The organism is Pseudidiomarina salinarum, assembly GCF_000753715.1.
Classification (GTDB): Bacteria; Pseudomonadota; Gammaproteobacteria; order Enterobacterales; family Alteromonadaceae; genus Pseudidiomarina; species Pseudidiomarina salinarum.
The window spans coordinates 370,232-389,941 of record NZ_JPER01000001.1; the positions used below are offsets into that span (position 1 = coordinate 370,232).

General features: G+C 56.5%; 15 protein-coding genes. 9 read left to right on the forward strand and 6 right to left on the reverse strand.

Going from position 1 to position 19,710, the window contains the following annotated elements:
- Positions 1–8: 8 nt before the first annotated feature.
- Complete coding sequence (locus IDSA_RS01705) at positions 9–881, forward strand: MBL fold metallo-hydrolase (RefSeq protein ID WP_051986000.1); 873 nt, start codon at positions 9–11, stop codon at positions 879–881.
- A 15-nt stretch (positions 882–896) separates the two neighbouring features.
- Here IDSA_RS01705 and IDSA_RS01710 read toward each other — a convergent pair whose 3' ends face one another.
- The 3 genes from IDSA_RS01710 to IDSA_RS01720 form a co-directional block, all read right to left on the reverse strand.
- Entirely contained in the window at positions 897–1,295 is a 399-nt protein-coding gene (locus IDSA_RS01710; RefSeq protein WP_034773785.1) for an acyl-CoA thioesterase, read from the reverse strand.
- A gap of 47 nt (positions 1,296–1,342) precedes the next feature.
- Positions 1,343–3,607, reverse strand: coding sequence for a S9 family peptidase (locus IDSA_RS01715; protein ID WP_084694008.1), 2,265 nt, complete (start codon positions 3,605–3,607; stop codon positions 1,343–1,345).
- A 97-nt stretch (positions 3,608–3,704) separates the two neighbouring features.
- Entirely contained in the window at positions 3,705–5,840 is a 2,136-nt protein-coding gene (locus IDSA_RS01720; protein WP_051986001.1) for a TonB-dependent receptor, read from the reverse strand.
- A 188-nt stretch (positions 5,841–6,028) separates the two neighbouring features.
- Here IDSA_RS01720 and IDSA_RS01725 point away from each other — a divergent pair, with 188 nt between their 5' ends.
- Entirely contained in the window at positions 6,029–7,666 is a 1,638-nt protein-coding gene (locus tag IDSA_RS01725; RefSeq protein ID WP_034773786.1) for a M28 family metallopeptidase, read from the forward strand.
- Here IDSA_RS01725 and IDSA_RS01730 read toward each other — a convergent pair whose 3' ends face one another.
- Positions 7,667–10,063 carry a zinc-dependent metalloprotease gene (locus tag IDSA_RS01730; protein ID WP_034773787.1) on the reverse strand — a complete coding sequence of 799 codons (2,397 nt, stop codon included), beginning with the start codon at positions 10,061–10,063 and terminating at the stop codon, positions 7,667–7,669. It lies immediately after the preceding gene.
- A gap of 40 nt (positions 10,064–10,103) precedes the next feature.
- On the opposite strand from IDSA_RS01730, the gene IDSA_RS01735 reads away from it, so the two are divergent.
- Positions 10,104–10,577: an HIT domain-containing protein gene (locus tag IDSA_RS01735; protein ID WP_084694009.1), complete on the forward strand. Its 474-nt coding sequence runs from the start codon at positions 10,104–10,106 to the stop codon at positions 10,575–10,577.
- On the opposite strand, the gene fldB is transcribed toward IDSA_RS01735, so the two are convergent.
- Complete coding sequence (gene fldB, locus IDSA_RS01740; protein WP_034773788.1) at positions 10,574–11,110, reverse strand: flavodoxin FldB; 537 nt, start codon at positions 11,108–11,110, stop codon at positions 10,574–10,576. The genes IDSA_RS01735 and fldB overlap by 4 nt on opposite strands.
- Before the next feature lie 102 nt (positions 11,111–11,212).
- On the opposite strand from fldB, the gene IDSA_RS01745 reads away from it, so the two are divergent.
- The gene (locus tag IDSA_RS01745; RefSeq protein WP_034773789.1) at positions 11,213–11,491 is read left to right on the forward strand and encodes a YfcL family protein; all 279 of its coding nucleotides are present in this window, start codon (positions 11,213–11,215) and stop codon (positions 11,489–11,491) included.
- Here IDSA_RS01745 and mnmC read toward each other — a convergent pair.
- Positions 11,488–13,335, reverse strand: a complete 1,848-nt coding sequence (mnmC, locus tag IDSA_RS01750) for a bifunctional tRNA (5-methylaminomethyl-2-thiouridine)(34)-methyltransferase MnmC2/FAD-dependent 5-carboxymethylaminomethyl-2-thiouridine(34) oxidoreductase MnmC1 (protein WP_034773790.1) — start codon at positions 13,333–13,335, stop codon at positions 11,488–11,490. The genes IDSA_RS01745 and mnmC overlap by 4 nt on opposite strands.
- A gap of 154 nt (positions 13,336–13,489) precedes the next feature.
- On the opposite strand from mnmC, the gene fabB reads away from it, so the two are divergent.
- The 5 genes from fabB (at position 13,490) to truA (ending at position 19,698) form a co-directional block, all read left to right on the forward strand.
- The gene (gene fabB, locus IDSA_RS01755) at positions 13,490–14,701 is read left to right on the forward strand and encodes a beta-ketoacyl-ACP synthase I (RefSeq protein WP_034773791.1); all 1,212 of its coding nucleotides are present in this window, start codon (positions 13,490–13,492) and stop codon (positions 14,699–14,701) included.
- A gap of 117 nt (positions 14,702–14,818) precedes the next feature.
- Positions 14,819–16,006: a 4-phosphoerythronate dehydrogenase gene (locus IDSA_RS01760; protein WP_126760542.1), complete on the forward strand. Its 1,188-nt coding sequence runs from the start codon at positions 14,819–14,821 to the stop codon at positions 16,004–16,006.
- On the forward strand, positions 15,990–17,006 hold the full coding sequence (locus IDSA_RS01765) for an aspartate-semialdehyde dehydrogenase (protein ID WP_034773792.1): 1,017 nt from the start codon (positions 15,990–15,992) through the stop codon (positions 17,004–17,006). The genes IDSA_RS01760 and IDSA_RS01765 overlap by 17 nt, the downstream gene beginning before the upstream one ends.
- A gap of 38 nt (positions 17,007–17,044) precedes the next feature.
- A complete protein-coding gene (locus IDSA_RS01770) occupies positions 17,045–18,886 on the forward strand; it encodes a FimV/HubP family polar landmark protein (protein WP_198024028.1) in 1,842 nt (613 codons plus the stop codon).
- Entirely contained in the window at positions 18,883–19,698 is an 816-nt protein-coding gene (gene truA / locus IDSA_RS01775; RefSeq protein ID WP_034773794.1) for a tRNA pseudouridine(38-40) synthase TruA, read from the forward strand. The genes IDSA_RS01770 and truA overlap by 4 nt, the downstream gene beginning before the upstream one ends.
- The last annotated feature ends 12 nt before the right edge of the window (positions 19,699–19,710 follow it).

Below are 19,710 nucleotides of genomic sequence, written 5' to 3' on the forward strand. Positions count from 1 at the left end.
CGGTGAAAATGCGTAAAATCAGGATATGGTTAGCGGCGCTGGCCGTACTTAGCCTGACTACCGGCCTGAGTGCAGTTGTTCAGGCGCAGTCACGGTTTGACGATGTGCAAATCGAATCGGTGCAACTGAGTGAGCGGGTGTATATGTTGACCGGCGCCGGTGGCAATATTGGCGTCTATGTCGGCGACGACGGGGTGTACATGGTCGATGCCCAATACGCGGCGCTGGCTGATAAGATCCGCGCTGAAATTGCCACCCTGACGGATCGGCAGCTGAGCACGCTGATCAATACGCATTTTCATGGTGACCATACTGATGGTAACGCGGCTTTCGCCCGTCAGGGGGTTACTGTGATTGCGCATCACAACGTGGCTGAGCGTCTGGCCCGGAACGCCGACTTTGATCAGGCGGGTATTCCGGATTTGACCTTCGGTGAATCCCTGGCGCTCAACGCCGGCGACGGCACGCTCAGATTGCAGCATTATCCGCAGGGGCACACCGACGGCGACCTGGTGGTCTGGTTTGCTGACGCCAATGTTATCCATGCCGGCGACTTGTTTTTTGTCGATCGCTTTCCGTTCATCGACTTAAACGCCGGTGGTAGTGTGCAGGGTTATATTGATAATGCGAGCAGCGTCATTGCGCAGCTCGATGAGAATACCAAAATCATTCCCGGTCATGGTGGCTTGTCCGATAAGGATGACTGGCAGCGGCTGATCTCAATGATTACCATCACCCGCGAAGAAGTGCGCCTGATGCAGGTTGAAGGCCTGAGCGTTGATGAGGCTGTCGCACGCGGTCTCAGCGATCGGTGGGCGGACTGGTCCTGGGGCTTTATTACCGAGGAACGCTGGATAAAAACCTTATACCAGGATATGTAATAAAAAAACGCCGACTTAAGTCGGCGTTTCTAATTTAATCGCATCGAGCTCTTCTTTGGTTCGCCCGTGCGGCAGTGGCTTACGGGTGTCGGCATCAATATGGACGAAGACGATATCATCAGCAATACAGATGGTTTGCTTGGTCTGCTTGTTGCGTACCACGCAGGTTACGGTCAGCGAGCTGCGGCCGGCCGCTTTCACGCCCAGGCCAAACTCGACGACATCGCCCTGATAGGCAGAGGTTTCAAAGCTGATAGCACCAATGTGCTTGGTTACCAAGCTTTTGGCATCCAGCTGGCAGGCAGCAAAGATGTACGCTTCTTCATCGATCCATTCTAAAATGCGCCCGCCAAACAGCGAGCCGGCAAAGTTCAGGTCATTAGGCATAACCAGACGACGCGATAAAAAATGCATTAGCAGTTATCTCCAGCAAATGAGGAAGTTACCGCCAGTATAGCCGATCACAGGTGACGGGCAAAAAAGTCTGCCACCAGCTGATAGCGATGGATGCTGGTATTGCGTCCGCTCAGGCCATGCTGCTTACCGGGGTAGGCCATCATTTCAAACGGCAGGGCCTGATCCTGCAGCGCTTTGATAAGTTTACCGGTATGTTCAAAAAGCACGTTGTCATCGGCCATACCGTGATAAATCAGCAGGGGTTTCTTTAGCTGAGCGCTGTAGTTGAGTACCGAAGCCTGCCGGTAGCCTTCAGCGTTATTTTGCGGGCTACTCAGATAGCGCTCGGTATAGTGAGTATCATAAAGGCTCCAGTCGGTTACCGGGGCGCCGGCGACCGCGGCGGCAAAAAGGTCATCGGCGCGCAGAATGAGGTGCAGCGCCAGGTAGCCGCCGTAGCTGTGTCCGAATACACCGACGCGCTTTGGATCGACAAAAGGTAACTGGCGAACAAATTCGGCACCGCGCCGCTGGTCTTCCACTTCCAGCATGCCCAGCTTGCGGTAGATTCCGGTTTCAAACTGCCGGCCACGGTTACCGCTGCCGCGATTATCCAGCTGGAATACCACATAGCCCTGTTGTGCCAGATATTGGGTAAAATAATCACCCCAGCTATTGGTTACGCGTTGGGCGCGCGGGCCGCCGTAGACCATCACAATAACCGGATAACGCTGATTATCAACGAACTGAGCCGGGCGGGTCAGACGGTAGTAAAGCCGTTGGCCGTCTTCAGCGCTGATATTGCCAAACTCAGGAAATTGCCAGTCAGCCAGATAGGGCGCCAACGGATGGGTTTCATCCAGCTGGTTCTGGTGCAGCCAGCTGATGCGCTCGCCCGTGGGGCCATGCAGGCTCACCTGGGGAGGCTGGGTGCTGCTTGAGAAGTAATCAATGTAGCTGCGGGCATCAGCGGCAAAGGTGATCTGATGCAGGCCGTCACGCTCACTGAGGCGGGTTGGCTGGCTGGGATTGGTGGTGTTCATGCTGGCGCGGTAAAGATGGCGCTCCAGCGGGGTATCCTTGCGGCCGGTAAAATAGATATAGCCGGTGGTTTCATCCACCCGGCTGACCTTATCAACCATCCAGTCGCCACTGGTCAGCTGGCGGATCAGGCTGCCATCCAGCCGGTATAAGTACAGGTGCTTAAAGCCGCTGCGCTCCGAGGCCCAGATAAAATGGCGTGCGTCATCGAGAAAAATCAGGTCATCGTGCAAGTTGACCCAGGTTGGGGCGGATTCCTGCACGATAGGACTGTTGCCGACACCGGGCTTGTCAGTATCCAGCAAATACAGGCTCAGCTGATTCTGACTGCGATTCTGCCACTGATAGCCCAGTCGCTTGCTGTCGGCAACCCAATCGACGCGGGCCAGATAACCATCGCCGTGGCGCTCAGATAAATTCAGCCAGGTGACTGCCGGTTGCTCATCAGTGACTGGCAATTTAAGAATGCCCAGGTCGACTATGGCATTGGCACTGCCGGCAAACGGATAGCGCTGTTCGACCAGCTCGGTGCCGCTGTCCGTCATATCAGCACGCACGACCCTGATTACCGGTTTATTATCGACCCGGGTGAGGGCAATTTGTTGTTCGTCCGGGCTCCACCAGTAGCCGGTCATGCGCTTCATTTCTTCCTGGGCGACAAATTCAGCGGTGCCGTACATGAGGTCGGCCGAGCCGCCGTTGGTAAGCTGGCGTAAATGGGTGGTCGCCAGATCCACTAACCACAGGTTATGGTCGTGAATGAAGCTGACGAAGCGACCCGCGGGAGAGAACCTCGCGTCGGTGGCGCTCATGCCGCTGTTGGTTAAGTTGGTGATGGCCGCGGTTTCGATATCGTACAGGTAGAGCTGGCCAGCCAGTGGGAATAACAGGGTACTGCCATCGGGCGACCAGTGGTATTCGACGATGCCGGCCGCACGAATGCGCTGGCGCTCACGGCGGGCCTGTTCGGCGGCTGAGATCTGGGTTGGGTCGGGAGTTAATTCATCGGCAGCGACCAGCAGGCGGTGCGTGTCGTCACGGACACTGTAAAGCCAGAGGTCGTAAATGTCGGGCTGCGCAGCGGAGCCTTTGAGATAAGAAATATGCTTACTGTGCGGAGCAAAACGAAGCTGTTGTGGCGCTATGGTGGTTAAATCGGGCGCCGAGAAAATTCGTTCAATAGTGAGGGTGTCAGGCTCGGCAGCGGACTCGGTTTGGGGGGCAGCCATTATCGGCAAAGAAATCCCAATGCCGATCAAACCTGCCATCAGTGCACCTAAAAATCGCATACCTGCTTTGTTCCTGTATTCAGTGAGCTCACTGGGACAGTGTAACAAAGCAGGCTGCGAAGGGTTTCAGGCTGCGACCAAGCGCGCGACTAATGCGCTAAAATTCGCCGCGTATACCAATACCGAAGTTACGGCCGCGCAGTGGTGCGTCCTCTTTCAGGAATGAGGTATGCGGGAATGCCAGTTCATCGGTCAGATTATCGGCCTTCAGGTAAATGCTGAGATTCTGTGCCGCAAAGGCTTGCGGGAAGAAGTTCACCTGCGCACTCAGCAGGCCATACCCATCGGTCGGCGTTTCATTGATCGCGACGTCGGTTTGTTTGGCATGCCAGATATAGCCGGCTTTGGCTTCCCAGTTACCCAGGTTGTAGCGTAATGAGGTGCCGATCCGCTGCGACGGGATGCGTGGCAGATCGCCGGCGCCATCAGTGGCGCGGCCGCGAATGTAATCGCTGAAGCCGGTCACTTCCCAGTTCGGTTTGAACTGCCAGGCGCCGCTCAGCTCATAGCCGAACAATTCGACGTCGCGCTGGGTAAAGGCGATAACCGGCAGGCCTTCGGCGTGATCATGACCACCTTCGGCCTCGTCATCCCCTTCCTGGTGCAAGTCTTCGCTGTTAATACCGGTAAACTCACTGAACACATAGTCATTAATACGGTTGTAGAATACCGTGAAGTCCATGTGATAACCGGGCTGCTCGATATGGAAGCCGATATCCAGGTTATTGGACTTCTCTACTGCCGGCAGCTGTTGAGCTGACTCGATATGGTATTCATGGTCACCTTCTTCATGGGCTTCATAAACCAGACCCAGTTCGTAGGTTTGGGTAGCCAGATGCTCACCATTGGAAAACAGTTCGTTGGCCGCCGGCGCGCGCTGCGCGTGGCTGAAGTTGACCGCAAACTGAAGATCGCGGGCGAATTGCCAGGTAAAGCCCACTGAGCCCGAGACCGGCTCGAAGTCCAGTTCGGCATAACGGATATCGGTCAGCGTCGGGGCTTCGATATCAACGCGCTCATAGCGGGCGCCGGCCTGCCAGTTAAAGGCACCGAACTGCTGCTCGACTAACCAGAACAGACCATGACGGATAGCGTCAGAGCCCGGGGTATACGCCTCTTCGCCCACAGCATTTTGCTGCTGGTCGAACAGGTGGTAACCGAAAGCACCTTTCCAGCCGGCCAGGGGGGCGTGGGTGGCGGTGAGCCGGAGTTCATGTTGTTCGTTGGTGAAGGTCGTAGCCGCAATATTGTCTTCAATTTCCTGGTGCTGATAGTCGGTAAAACCGTAGCGCAGCTCGAGTTTTTCAATGCCCTGATACGGCGCTATCCAGCCGCCGTGCATCTGGATGCGGTTTTGCGTCAGATTGGCGAAAGGGCCAGCCTCTTCTTCGTGGGCTTCCTCTTCGTCATGCTCTTCTTCTTCACCATGGCCATGCCCGGGAATGCCATATTCTTGCTCCAGACGACCGTAGGAGGCACCGAGGTAACCCTGGTCGAACATATAACTGACGCCGACATTCGCGCCCTGGGCATCGATAAAGCTGTTTTCAACTGCGGTCGCGGTTTCGCCTTCATCGTTGGTGAAGCGGGGAACACTGTAATCATCACTGCGACGGATAAAGCCGTCAGCGTGCCAGACCGTCTGCTCATGATCGGCGGTGAAGCCAGCGCTGGCATCGCGCAAGTCACTTGCGGTATCCGCATTAACGCCGTAAAAGCCCTGGCTGCCGCCCACGAATTCACTGGGAACGCGCTGATCGACGACGTTGACTACGCCGCCGATGGCGCCGCTACCATAGAGCAGGGTTGCCGGGCCGCGCAGGATTTCAATTTGCTGGGCAACGGATGTTTCAGTGGTTACCGCATGATCCGGACTGCCGCGCGAGACGTCACCGGTGTCCAGACCATTCTGGGTGATCTTCACCCGTGGGCCATCGAGGCCACGGATAATCGGGCTGCTGGCAACGCCGGCAAAGTTGGTGGCGCTGATGCCAGGCTCATTCTGCAGGGTCTCGCCCAGGGTGTGGGCCTGCTGCTCACGCAACTCATCGCCGGCCACAACGCTGACTGGCTGGGCCGAGTTAAGTTGGGTACGGGTAAGTGGCGTCGCGGTGATGGTGATCACCTCGGTATCCTGGTGTTCATGCTGTTGCTCCTGTTCATCGGGAGCACTCATGGCAACGCTCGGCAGTATGCCGGCAATAAGGATGGCGATAGGGGTCTTACGAAACATCTGACAACTCCAGTTTCAGTTAAGTACGGCTTATGTAATGTTATAATATAACAATATCACCAGCAATTAAAGCTGGCAAGCCTGCGCCGGCCGATTGAAGTGCCGATTGCGACGAAAAGCTGGTTTGCCGCGACCGGGTTGGATAGACTAGCGGGCAATCAAAACGATAAGAACGGACATCAGATACTATGCGTTTACCTTCAGTTATTAGCTTTTCGCTTATCATTACTGCGCTGTCTGGCTGTGGTGGTGCTGCCCAGAGCGACGAAAATCCGCCGCTGAGTGCAGAGGCCAATGCGCTGCGTGGCCATCTTGAGTTTCTTGCCAGTGATGAGTTACGTGGCCGGGATACCGGTAGCCGCGGGCACGAAATCGCCTCAAAATATATCGCCAGTGAATTTAAGCAGCTGGGCCTGGAGCCCGCTGGTGATAATGGCAGTTACTTTCAGCGCATCAGTTTTCGCAGTAGCACGCTCAAGGAAAATACCGCCCGGTTAGCCATCAGCTACGGCGATGAAGTGGTCGAGCTGGATTATCCGAAGGAATTCCTGACGGCGCCGAGTGCTTACCATGAGCAGGTCAATATTAGCGCCCCGATGGTATTTGTGGGCTACGGGCTGATTTCTGATGCCTTTGATATCAACGATTATGATGGTCTGGATGTCAGCGGGAAAATTGTGGTGACCCTGGCTGGCCGGCCGGAATCTTTGCCCAGCGAAGAAGGCGCGCACCTGAACCGGAATAAAGCGAAATTTGCGGCCGAGCGCGGTGCGGTCGGCATGCTCAGCATACATACCCCGGCGCGCGAAAAAGTGCGGCCCTTTAAAGTTTCGGCCCTCTATCAGCGGGCACCGAATGTGGTGTGGCTGAACGCCGAAGGGGAGCCGAATCAGAAGTATAAGGGCTTTACCAATCTGGGGTCGGTGGATACCAAAGCGGCCGAGAACCTGTTTCGCCAGGCGCCGGTTGACCTGACGGCGTTATTGTTACAAACAGAAAACGGCGAGAGCCCGCGTGGTTTTGCGCTGAACGCCAGTGTGACGCTGGCCAAAGAGTCGGTGCATGAAGCGATTTCCAGCCCGAATGTGGCGGCGATTCTGCCGGGTACCGACGCTGAGCTGAAAAACGAATATGTGCTCTATACGGCGCATTCCGACCATATCGGGATCACTAAGGATATGAGTCAGGATGACCACATTAATAACGGCGCTATGGATAATGCTTCGGGCGTCGCGGTGATGCTGGAGACCGCGCGGATGTTTGCCGAATCAGCGCAGGCTCCGAAACGGTCGATTCTGTTTCTGGCGGTAACTGCGGAAGAGCGCGGGCTGCTGGGCGCCGATTATTATGCCCACCATCCAACGGTACCGATTAATCAGATCGTCGCGAACGTGAACCTGGATATGCCGGTGTTGTTGTATGATTTTGCTGATGTAGTGGCTTTTGGTTCAACCCACTCGACGCTGGGCGATACCGTAGCCGACGCGGCTGGTAAGTTTGACATTAAATTAAGCGCTGACCCTATGCCTGAGCAGGCCATATTCACCCGCTCGGATCATTATGCCTTTGTGAAAAAGGGCGTGCCGGCGGTGTTTCTGATGACGGGTTTTACCGCAAAAGATGACGATAAAAACGGCGCGGAGATCTGGGGCGAGTTTTTTGAAAAACACTATCACCGCCCCAGTGACAGCCCGGACTTGCCAATTAACTACGATGCCGGGGTGGTATTTACCAATATCAACTTCGCCATAGGCCAGCAAATCGCCAACACGGACGAGCGTCCGCGTTGGCTGCCTGATTCATTCTTTGGTCAGCTGAACGACTGATCAAATGGGTGATCCCGGCGGCAGGGCTGGTGCGGGTTTAACCGGCCAGCTCTGCTCGCTGAACAGCTGCGTCAGCGCCGCCAGCGCAAATTGCCGGTGGTCACTGGCGGCAGCGCCTTCCCACAACTGCTGCTGTTGCTGTAAAAACGCGTGAAGCGGCGCTTTAGCCGTGCTGCTCAGTTGCGCATTCAGGTAGCTGCCGGCAATAGCTGTCAGCGCTTCAAACGCCAGCCGTTGTTCAAGACTACTGGCCGCTGGCTGATAGGCCGGTGCGATCGCCTGTTGTTCAACGGCGCTTAGCAGCTGGCGGACATCCGGAATGGTTTCATCCTGCTGTTGTTGCTGCTGCAAGCGCTCCAGGCGCTCAGGATGCAACATGAGTTCAAGGGTAAAGCGCGCGGCACTGGCCGCCATTGAATCCGGATCCGGGATTAAGCCGGTCAGACCGCTGAAGGTTTCGCGGCTGGCTGGCTCGCCATAAGCGGTGGGCACCAGTAGTGCTTTAATGGTGTCCGGCAGGGCCAGCTGCTCAGCGCTAAGGGTCTGGCTGAGTTGCTGTAAGGCGCGGCGCTGCTGCTGGGCATTTACCGGGCGATAATCGGGCGTGTCCTCACCGGTAACGTAATAGTCGTAATGCACGCCAGCCAGCATCTTCACTGCCGCTTCAACCTGATAGCGGTGGAGCAGATACATAGGCACCAGTACCTGATGCAGGCGGCTTAGCGGTACGCCTGCCGGCAGGTTATCCAGCCCAAAGCGCTGCAGGGCCGTGCGCCGCACTGCCAGCACCCGTTCCAGTTCCGTCACCGCATCACTGCCGCTGTCCCATAAATGCGCATCCGGATGGGCGCCACCGGCAGCCCGGGCGTCGCGATCCGAGATAAACCCCAGGCCAAGCTGCTTATTGCGCTCGATGATGGTTGCCGGTGATGCCTCACCGTAGCCGTAGGCGATAACTTGCTTGTCCCATAGGCCCAGTTCATTGGTATAGGCTTCAGCCAGGGTCAGGCCGTCATGATCGGTCGCCAGGCTGACCAGGGGATGGGGATAATCCATCACTGACGCACGGTCACGGGCGCTGGCCGCAAAGTTATGGGCGATACCAAGCGTATGGCCGATTTCATGGGCGGACAGCTGACGGATCCGCGCCAGCGCCATATCCTCGACCTGTTGCATGAGCTGCTGCCGCGTGTTGGCATCCAGCTGCCGGGCAAAAGGGGCCAGCAAACCCTGGGCGATGAGCATGTCCTGACGAACCCGCAATGAACCTAAGGTAACATGGCCTTTGATGATTTCGCCGGTGCGGGGATCGGTAATCGAAGCGCCGTATGACCAGCCGCGGGTAGAGCGGTGTACCCACTGGATCACGTTATAACGCACGTCCATAGGATCCGCATCAGCGGGCAGTTCACGCACCTGAAAGGCATCTTCATAGCCGATTGCCTGAAACGCCTGATCCCACCAGCGGCCGCCGTCGAGCAGCGCGCTGCGCACAGGCTCAGGTACGCCCGGGTCAAGGTAATAAATGATAGGTTTTACCGGTTTACTGACAGCCGCGTCGGGATCTTGTTTCTGCAGCCGGTGCCGGGGGATATATTGCACCAGCATGGGCTCGCCCAGCGGGGCGGCATAATCCATATGATTCTCGGCCCAGAAGCCGCTGTTCGGGTGAAACGTGCGGGGCTGATAGCCATCATCAGGCAGCCGGATAAAGGAATGGTGCAGATGCATGGTCAGATGATCTGGATCAGCGGCTACACTGCGTACATACTGACCTTTAGCTTCACCGCTGAAGGTGATTTTTGCTTCCAGTTCGGTATTGTCCGGAAAGGCTTTGCTGCGCGCCGGGTAGATCACCGAGCGGTCGGCGGCGAGGCGGTAACTGCCCTGCTCAGTTTGTTGCAGGCGCTCGATTACGCCGTGGGTATCGCTGAGCAGAAAGGGCGTATAATCCACCAGTACATGCTGATCGTCGGCAGCCACAACGGCAAAACCTGCAATCACCGAGCCCGCGAAAGCTTCACTGACACTGGCACGCTCGGCCGGGTTGTCGCTGGTGGCGCGGTAATAGGTGTTGTGCTGTTGCAACAAGACTTTATTACCTTCAATGTGGAAGCTGGCCAGCCGGGTGGCGCCAAGCTGACCGCGATCCAGACCGATGTCGTTGGAGCCTAAGCCCCAGGGCAGGCTGGTCTGAAAAATAAAGGGCGTGCTCTGGCGCGGGATCTGCAGGTAGTAATTGCCCTGCGCCGGGGCATGGTAAAAGGTAAAAAAGCCCTGATGGGTAGTCATGTCAGCGGTAAATTCCGCCAGCGGAGCCGGGCTTGTGGTCGCGGCGGCTGTGCTCTGAGTCCAGCTCAGAGTGGCCACCAGCAGGATTGCAATGAATGCTCTCATGTAGGTTTTATCCATCGTTATTTTGGTAACAGGAGTTCAAATGACAAACAGCGGTTATAGCAAATCTGAGGCAGAAAGTAACACAGGCAATAGCAATCGCGAAGCCTTCCGCCTGGATCACCGGCTGGTAAATGACACCATTTATCTTGGCCGGCTGCAATTGTGTGAGGTGCTGTTGTTTGATGATGCCCGTTACGACTGGCTGATCCTGGTGCCGGCGGTGGCTGATACGGTGGAGTTTCTGGATTTATCACCAGCACAGCAACAGCAGTTGGCTGGCGAAGTGCAGCAGGTTGCCGGGGTACTCAAAAAAACCGGACGGGGTGACAAACTGAATGTGGGGGCGCTTGGCAATGTGGTTAAGCAACTGCACGTGCATCTGCTGTTGCGCCATGATCAGGATCCGGCCTGGCCGGGGCCGGTGTGGGGGCATTCGCCGGCAGTTCGCTACGCTGCTTATGAACAGGCCGACATCGCCGGCCGCTGGGTGCAACGGCTACAGCTGAAGGCTTAGCCGAGCTCGCTCAACTCTTGCTGCAACTGGGCGCACCACTGGCTGATGCGTTCATCGCTTAACTCATACTGGCTGTCTTCATCCAGCGCCAGGCCGACGAAGAATTCGCCATCGGCGGTCAGCGCCTTGGAGGCCATAAAATCGTAGCCCTGATTTGGCCAGAATCCAATACGGGTGCAACCTGCGGTATTGGCGCCGGCGGCCAGTTCGTCATGCAGCATGCCGAGGGCATCCTGGAACCAGTCGGTATAGCCGACCTGATCACCCATACCAAAGAGCGCTACTATCTTACCCTGCAGGTTCAGTTGGCTGATTTCGTCCCAGCGGCTTTCCCAGTCTTCCTGAATTTCCCCGAAATCCCAGGTCGACAGGCCAAAAATCACCACGTCAAACTGCTCGCTGTCGGCCAGCGGCACGTCTTTGATATTAAAGAGTTCGACAGCACCTGGCGGGAACTGCGCCTGAATTTTTTCGGCGGCAATTTCGGTATAGCAGGTGGTTGAGCCGTAAAATAATCCGATTGGTTTTGTCATAACGCTAACCAGAGTGAATGTTAGCTGTAGTGTACCAGAAACCGGCACGCTTATGGTATGCTGCGCGGCCAAATTACCGGAGCAGGAAAGGGTCTTTTAGTGATGTCTGCACAGCTTGAGTTTGATCAGTTTGTCGCACGCCTTGAGCAGGTCTTTGACCAGGCGGTGGTAGAGGGTACCGACGACGAGTTATTTGCCAGCGGCTATTTGCGCGGGCATTTTGATTTAGTGGTGGCGCAGCTGGAACTGCAGCAGAACAGGCAGCCGGCTGCAGTCATGCCAGCGCTCTACAGTGCTGTAGAGCAGACCCGCCATGAGCTGGCGCCAGCGGATCAGGCGCATATCCAGGCAATGATGCGTCAGCTCGAAGCGGTCAGCTAAGCGGGCTTAGTCTGTAACCGCGCCGGTGCCAGACGCCGGCGCAGGTCGGCCGCCAGTGGCAGTGGTTCGGCCGCCAGCAGCTCGGCCGCCAGCAGTTCGGCCAGCAATGGCGCGCTGGTAAAGCCCCGGGATCCCAGCCCGCCGAATACCATCAGACCGGTATCAAGGGTGCCGGCCAACGGCATATGGTCGCGGGTGGTATTGCGCAGCGACGTGCGGTTCGCGGTCGCGCTCAGTTCGCTGGTCCAGTCCTGTTGCAGGTTATCCTGCAGGGTGGCAAGGTTTTCATGTTCATCGCGCTCGCGGTTCTGGTGGGCTTCGCTGGCGCTGAACTGCCGGGCATAAGTGGCACCCACACAATGCTGACCATCGGCGACCGGAGTGAAATACCCCTTATAACAAATCACCGCCGGGCAGGATTCGCTGGCCGCCGTAGCGGCGACCCGGGTCACCTGGCCGCGGACATTCTGCAGGCTGATACCAAAGGGCTCAAGTATCGCGCTCAGGCCCGCGCCCAGCGCCAGGATCACGTGCCGGGCGGTTTGCTCAGTGCCATCGGCAAAGCGCAGTCGCCAGCGCGCATCGGGCAGCTTTTCAATTCCCTTTAAGCTCAGTCCTGTTTCAATTTCAATGCCGTCAAATAGCTGGCGGACGATGGCAGCCGGTGATAACCAGCCTGCCGCCGGGTAGAACAGCGCCGGACAAGCCGGTAGTTGGTGCCAGTAGGCCTGGGTTTGCTCAGGGCTGAGCCAACGCACGGTAGCGCCGCTATAAAGCGCATCGTCAGTACCGGCAATTTTAGCCGCCCGTTGCGCGCGCTCCCCGGTGTAGGCTAACTGTAAGACACCCGTCGGATGCCAGGACTGCGGACAATAACGCTGATAAAACTGAGCGGCATAGCTGAAGGCGCTCAGATAAAATTCACTCAGCGGACTGAGTTCGGCGTGCAGCAGTGGATAAACCGCGCCCTGGGGGTTGCCCGAGGCACCGTCGGCAACGTCTGTGGTGATTACTTTAACCTTCCAGTGGCGGCGCTTTAAGGCGTGCGCCATAGTGGCTGCGGCAATGCCGCCGCCGATGATCAGCACAGATTCGTCAGCGGGCGGGGGACTTAATTGCTGTTCATCCGTAGGCCAGTGGCCAGCAAGCATCTCGCGTTTGCGGCCAAAGCCCGGTAACTTACTGACATGGTAACCAGCCTGTTGCAGCCCACGACGCACCGCACCGGCGGCAGTGAAGGTAGCAAAGGTGCTGCCGGGAGCGGCGCTGCTGGCCATGGCCTGATACAGCCCGGGTTGCCACATCTGTGGATTTTTATCCGGGGCGAAGCCGTCCAGAAACCAGGCATCGACCTGACTTTGTGCGCCAGGCAGCCACTGTGGCAGTTGCTCGTGAATATCACCAAACCAGAGATCCAGGGTGATGCGGCCATCGGCCAGCAGACACCGGTGACAGCCAGCTTCAGCGGGCGGATACACCGCCAGCAGCTCGTCGGCCAGCGGTTTCAGCTCAGCAAAATGGCGCAGCGCCCGGGCCAGATCAGCGGGTTGCAGCGGATATTTTTCAAACGAAATAAAATGCAGCTGGAGCGATGCTGGTGCCTGCTGCAATAGTAGCTTCCAGGTGGCCAGTAAATTCAGGCCGGTGCCAAAACCGCTTTCAGCAATCACGAAGCGCGCCCGTGGATGCGTTTGCCAGCGCCCGGGGAGATCGTTATGCTGAAGGAATACGTATTGGCTTTCGGCTAACCCATCTTCATTGGTAAAATAGATATCATCAAAAGCAGTTGATACCGGCAAACCAAATTCATTGAAGGTAACTTGCGCAGGAGTAGGGTTAGCCACGTCATTTAACTCGCTTTGACTATTGGGTTTGCGAAACAAGAAGGTTAATTACACGCTAGTGTAACAATATTTTGTTAAAAAATGCGGAAAGCAGACCACTTTTTAACGGAAGTGGGCTACCATAGTCGGGCGCTCAGCAAGACAGGAAATCAGCATGAGAAGAGTAGTGATTACCGGACTTGGCATTGTGTCGAGTATCGGCGTGAACAAACAAGAGGTATTGGAGTCGCTCCAGAACGGGCGCTCGGGTATCGAGTTTTCTCAGGAATTTGCCGATATGGGGCTGCGGTGCCAGGTCTGGGGACCGGTACGCACCAACCCGGCAGATCACATCGACCGCAAAGCACTGCGCTTTATGGGCGACTCTGCGGCCTATGCTTATATGGCAATGGCACAGGCCATCGAAGACGCTGGTCTGAATGACGCGGAAGTATCTAACCCGCGCACCGGTCTGGTGGTTGGCTCTGGTGGCGCTTCCGGCGAACATCAGGTAGCAGCCGCTGACTTGCTGCGGGAAAAAGGCGTGAAGCGGGTAGGTCCTTACATGGTGCCGCGCTGCATGGCTTCTACTACTTCGGCCTGTCTGGCCACGCCGTTCCAGATTAAAGGCGTTAACTATTCGATCAGCTCGGCCTGCGCGACCTCAGCGCATTGTATTGGCCATGCGATGGAATTGATTCAGTTTGGTAAGCAGGATCGCGTATTTGCCGGTGGTGGTGAAGAGCTACACTGGACGCTGGGCATGGAATTTGATGCCATGGGTGCGCTAAGCACCAAGTATAACGATACCCCGGAGCGGGCTTCGCGCACCTATGATGTGGATCGCGATGGCTTTGTACCTGCTGGCGGCGGTGGCATTCTGGTTATTGAAGAACTGGAAACAGCACTGGCGCGTGGTGCCAAAATCTACGGTGAAATCGTCGGTTACGGCGCGACTTCAGATGGTTACGACATGGTTGCGCCGTCTGGTGAAGGCGCGGTGCGTTGTATGCAGATGGCGATGGAAACCGTTGATGGGCCGATTGATTATCTCAATACCCACGGAACCAGCACCCCGGTAGGGGATGCCAAAGAGCTTGAAGCGGTTAATATCGTATTTGGCGACAATCCGCCAATGATGAGCTCGACCAAGTCGATGACCGGCCATGCCCTGGGCGCGGCGGGTGTTCATGAAGCCATTTATTCACTGCTGATGCTGGAGCACAACTTTATTGCTCCTTCTATTAACGTGGATAACCTGGATCCGGCAGCTAAAGGTATGAACATCGTTACGTCGACGAAGGAAGCCAAGCTGACCACCGTCATGTCGAACAGTTTCGGCTTTGGCGGCACCAACGCGACGCTGGTGATGCGTAAATACGAATAGTCGTTGATTTTACGATAATTTGTTAATAAAAAAGGTGCGCAATTGCGCACCTTTTTGTATGCTCAATTCATCTGTTTACCACTCTCTGACATTATTGCGGACGCTATTTCAGACACTATGCATATACTCGCCGACGCGAACTTACCGCTGGTCGCTGAACTCTGTGACCAATTATGCCGTGCTGCCGGTTACCCGGCGGAGGTTGAGCTGTACAGCACGCGTCAGCCATCCGCGGCGCAACTGGCCACGGCGGAGGCGCTGCTGATTCGTTCGGTTACCCGGGTTGATGCTGATTTACTGCAGCAAGCCCCGCGGTTGCGCTGGGTTGGCAGCGGTACCATTGGCACCGAACATGTGGATCAGGCGGCTCTGGACGCTGCGGGTGTGGTTTTTACGCATACCCCCGGGGTGAACGCGAACGCCGTTGGTGATTATGTGGCGAGCGCGGTGGCGGCAGCATCATTGCGCCGGGGGCAATTCCTGGCCGGCGAAGCCGCCATTATCGGTGCCGGTCATACTGGTCGTGCCGCCGGACAACGTCTGCAAGGCTTAGGCTTGCAGGTGCATTATTATGATCCGCCGCTGGTGGAAAGCGGCGCGAATCAGGTGCCGGTTCACGGTAACTGGCAGCGGGTGCTGAATTCAGCGGTGATTTCCTGTCATGTGCCGCTAACCACGAGTGGGCCTTACGCAACCCGCCATCTGCTGGATGATAGCGCCGTACAGGCGCTCGCTGCTGACACCCTGATTATCAATGCCAGCCGCGGACCCGTGGTGGCCCAACAGGCAGTGGCACGCGCGTTGCAGCGGCAGCAATCGCTGCGTTGGGTTTTGGATGTGTGGGAAGATGAGCCACAGATAGCTGTAGATCTGCTACCCTGTATTGAACTTGCGACGCCACATATTGCCGGTCACAGTCTGGCTGGAAAACTGGGCGGGACCCGGCAGCTTTGCGCGAAACTGGCGGCGCATCTGGGCTGGCCTGATCAATTACCGTCGCTAACCGAATTATTAAGCCGCTGGCCCCGGGTCAGCGGTGATCGTGAATTGCAGTCGCTGGCAGCGCCGGACTGGCAAACACTGGCATCCTGGGTACTGGCCATTTATGATATACGAGAGGATGATCGCCAACTACGGGCGGCACCGCCGACGCCAGCAGCGTTTGACGCACTGCGGCGTAACTATCAGCCCCGCGCCGAATTAAGCAGCGGCCTGGTCAGTGGCGGGCAATGGGTCAATGAGCCTTTCTGGCAGCAACGTCTGCACCAATTGAATCTGAGGAGTAAAGATGTCACGAGCTTTTAATGTCGCGGTTCTGGGCGCTACCGGCCTGGTGGGCCAGCATATGATCGAACTGCTGGAAAAACGTGAGTTTCCGGTTGGCGAGCTGTTTCCTCTGGCCAGCAGCCGGTCAGCCGGCGGCACGGTGAAGTTCCGCGGCGAAGATGTGGTTGTGCAGGATGCTGAGAAGTTCGACTGGAGCCAGGTGGAGTTAGGTTTTTTCTCGGCGGGTGGATCGATCTCGCGGATTTACGCGCCACGAGCAGCTGAGGCTGGCTGCGTGGTCATCGACAATACCTCGGAATTTCGTTATGAAGACGATATCCCGCTGGTGGTGCCGGAAGTAAACGCGCACGCGCTGGCCGACTTCCGCAACCGTAACATTATCGCCAATCCCAACTGCTCTACCATTCAGATGCTGGTGGCGCTTAAACCGATTTACGATGCCGTTGGTATTGACCGGATTAACGTGGCAACTTACCAGTCGGTATCAGGAGCCGGTAAGGAAGCCATTGATGAGCTGGCGCACCAGACCGCATCATTACTGAACGGGCGTCCGGTAGAAGTGGAAACCTTCTCGCGGCAGATTGCCTTTAACTGTATTCCCCAGATTGATGTGTTTTTAGATAACGATTACACCAAAGAAGAAATGAAGATGTTCTGGGAGACTCAGAAGATCTTCGGTGACAGCAACATCCGGGTGAATGCGACGGCGGTGCGGGTGCCGGTGTTTTTTGGTCACGCCGAGGCACTGCATATTGAAACCCAGCAGCCGATTGCGGCCGAGCAGGCAAAAGAGTTGCTGCGTAATGCGCCGGGTGTGGTGCTGCTGGAGAATAACGATGATTTTCCGACGCAGGTTGGTAATGCGGCCGGTCGCGATGAAGTTTTTGTGGGCCGGGTACGCAACGATATTTCTCACGCCCAGGGGCTGAACCTGTGGGTTGTCAGTGATAATGTTCGTAAAGGCGCTGCCACCAACAGTGTGCAAATTGCTGAACATCTGATAAAAGACTATATATAAACTTACATTTCAGGGCCATGCACTATGGAAGCAGGATCATGACAAGGATAATAAAAGCAGCATTGATCGGCGTTGTATTGGCAACAAGCAGCGGCATGGCCGGATATTCTCAGGCCAGCGCCACCGGCGCGGGTGCGCTCTTTACGCTGCAGGGGCAAGTGGCCTCGCGCTGGCAGCTGGACCGCTTTGGCCCCATAGTGTCATCGGATACCCTGTGGAGTATCGCTTCCTATTATGGCCGACAGCGCGATATGACGGTCTATCAGATGATGGACGCTATCGTAGCGGCGAACCCGCGGGCCTTTATTAATAACCAGCCTGATCGCATGATGAATGGCTACTTCCTGACCATTCCCGGTAGCCCGGTGGCTGCTGCCGATACCACGGCAGAAGAACCGGCAACCGCGTTGCCAGACGAACCCGTCAGCCCCGTTGCGGACCCGGCGCCGGAACCTGCTGCTGACCCACAGGTGGTGCAGTTTGATATTGGTGAATTACGGGCGTTACGGGATCAGTTAGCCGATTCGATCAATCTGATTGAATCACTGCAGACGCAAAATGCCAGCCTGCAAGACCGGCTGGAACAGGTGACTACTGAACTGGCACAGCTTAAAGCTCAGGTTGACGAAGATCGCGCCATGGATCGCGAAATCGCTGAGCTGGCCGATGAAATACAGAACGATTATCCGGAAGTGGAAGCCACTGAAGAGCGGATAGCTGACCAGGCGGACGGGCAGGCTGAACCGGTCGCAGAAGTGACCACCGAAGCTATTACTGAACCGGTGTCGGCTCCGGTCGCTGAAGAAGTCGTTACGCCAGCTAAGAAGCAATCTGCCAGCGGTGATTTCATCGACTGGCTGTTACAGCCTTTCCAGTTGTTACTCGCTGTGATGGTGCCTTTGTTACTGGCAGTAATCATCTGGTACTTGCTCTACGTGCGGCGGCTTAACCGTGAGACGCCGGGACCATACAATGGCGCTGTTGAAGCGGCCGCCCGCGACCGTGCCGGCAGCAAATCAGAAGAGCAAAGCCCGGGCGCAGCGGCAGAGCTGGCAGTTGAGGAAACTGAGACCGACGCTGACTCGCTGGCAGAAGTTGAGGAACGCCGTGAGCCTGAAGTGGACGCTAAAGAACTACCACAAGAAGACGAAGCTGAAGCTGTAGCGGAAATTGAAGCGCGGGGCGAGCATCAGCTTAAGGCGGATGATGAGAATGTGCCGGCAAGCGATATTGATGAACAACTGCTGGCCGACCTGGAAAGCGATTTCGAGCTTGATGCTGAGGCCGAAACGCAGATTGAGCCGGAGATTGATACTGAGGCCGCGGCGGAAGTTGAACTGGAAACGGAACCAGAAGTTGAACCAGAGCCTGAAGAAGAACCTGAAGAAGAGCCAGAGCCTGAAGAAGAACCAGAGCCTGAAACCGAAGCCCCGGAGAAAGAAGAACCTGAGCCTAAAAAGGAAACCTCGCTGGATGAGGATCTGGCCGGTCTGGATTCGTTTGGCGGCCTGAAGCTCGAAGATGAGGACGCGCCAGAAGCAGGCAGCCGCTATGTCTCTATTGATGAGCTTATTGATGAAGCACAAGCCAGTGAAGCGGAAGAGGATGACGAAGATCCTTATAATCCGCAACGCGTGAGCGATGCCCTGGGGGACATCGACAGTGATGAACAGGGTGATGATGAAAGTCAGGCCGATCGCACCGGTGATGACAGTAAATCGCCGGCGGCGATGCTGGATTTAGCCCAGGCGTATATCGATATGGGTGAGCTGGATGATGCGCGCGACTTGCTGGTTAAGATTGTCGACGCCGACGATGAAGAAGCGCAGCGTGAAGCCCAGCAACTATTGCAGCAACTGGACGGTCAGGCAGGTCGATGAGTAGTACGCGCATAGCGCTCGGCATTGAGTATGATGGCAGTAGTTTTTACGGGTGGCAGCGACAGCGTGAAGTTGTCTGTGTGCAGGAAGTGCTTGAACGGGCTCTTAGCAAAGTTGCTAATCAGCCTATTGAAGTGACCTGCGCCGGCCGCACGGATGCTGGTGTGCATGCGACCGGGCAGGTGGTGCATTTTGATACCACTGAAGAACGCAATACGCCGGCCTGGACCATGGGTGTTAACAGTAACCTGCCGGATAGCGTCGGCGTACGCTGGGCCCGGCAGGTCAGTGATGACTTCAGTGCCCGCTTTAGCGCAACAGCCCGCCGTTACCGTTATATTATCTGCAATACCCGCTTGCGACCGGCCATTTTATCGCGGGGCGTTAGCCATTATCACCAGCCGCTCGCCGCGGATAAAATGCACCAGGCGGCGCAGGCGTTGCTGGGCGAGCATGACTTCAGCGCGTTTCGCGCGGCGCAATGCCAGTCGCATTCACCGAACCGCTGCGTAACCGAACTCAAAGTGAGCCGCTACGGCGATTACCTGGTGGTGGATATTACCGCCAACGCCTTTTTACATCATATGGTACGCAACATCGTCGGCAGTTTGCTGGAAGTTGGTAAGGGCGAGCGACCCGTCGCCTGGCCCGCCGAACTACTCGCCGGCCGTGACCGTAATCTGGCCGCGGCAACGGCAAAAGCACAGGGGCTATACCTGGTGCAGGTGTATTATCCGGAGCCATTTGGTATCCCGCTAATGCCACCGGGCCCCCTCTGGTTACCGGACGCTGCCCTGGCTGACGACAGTTAAGACCACTTTTTA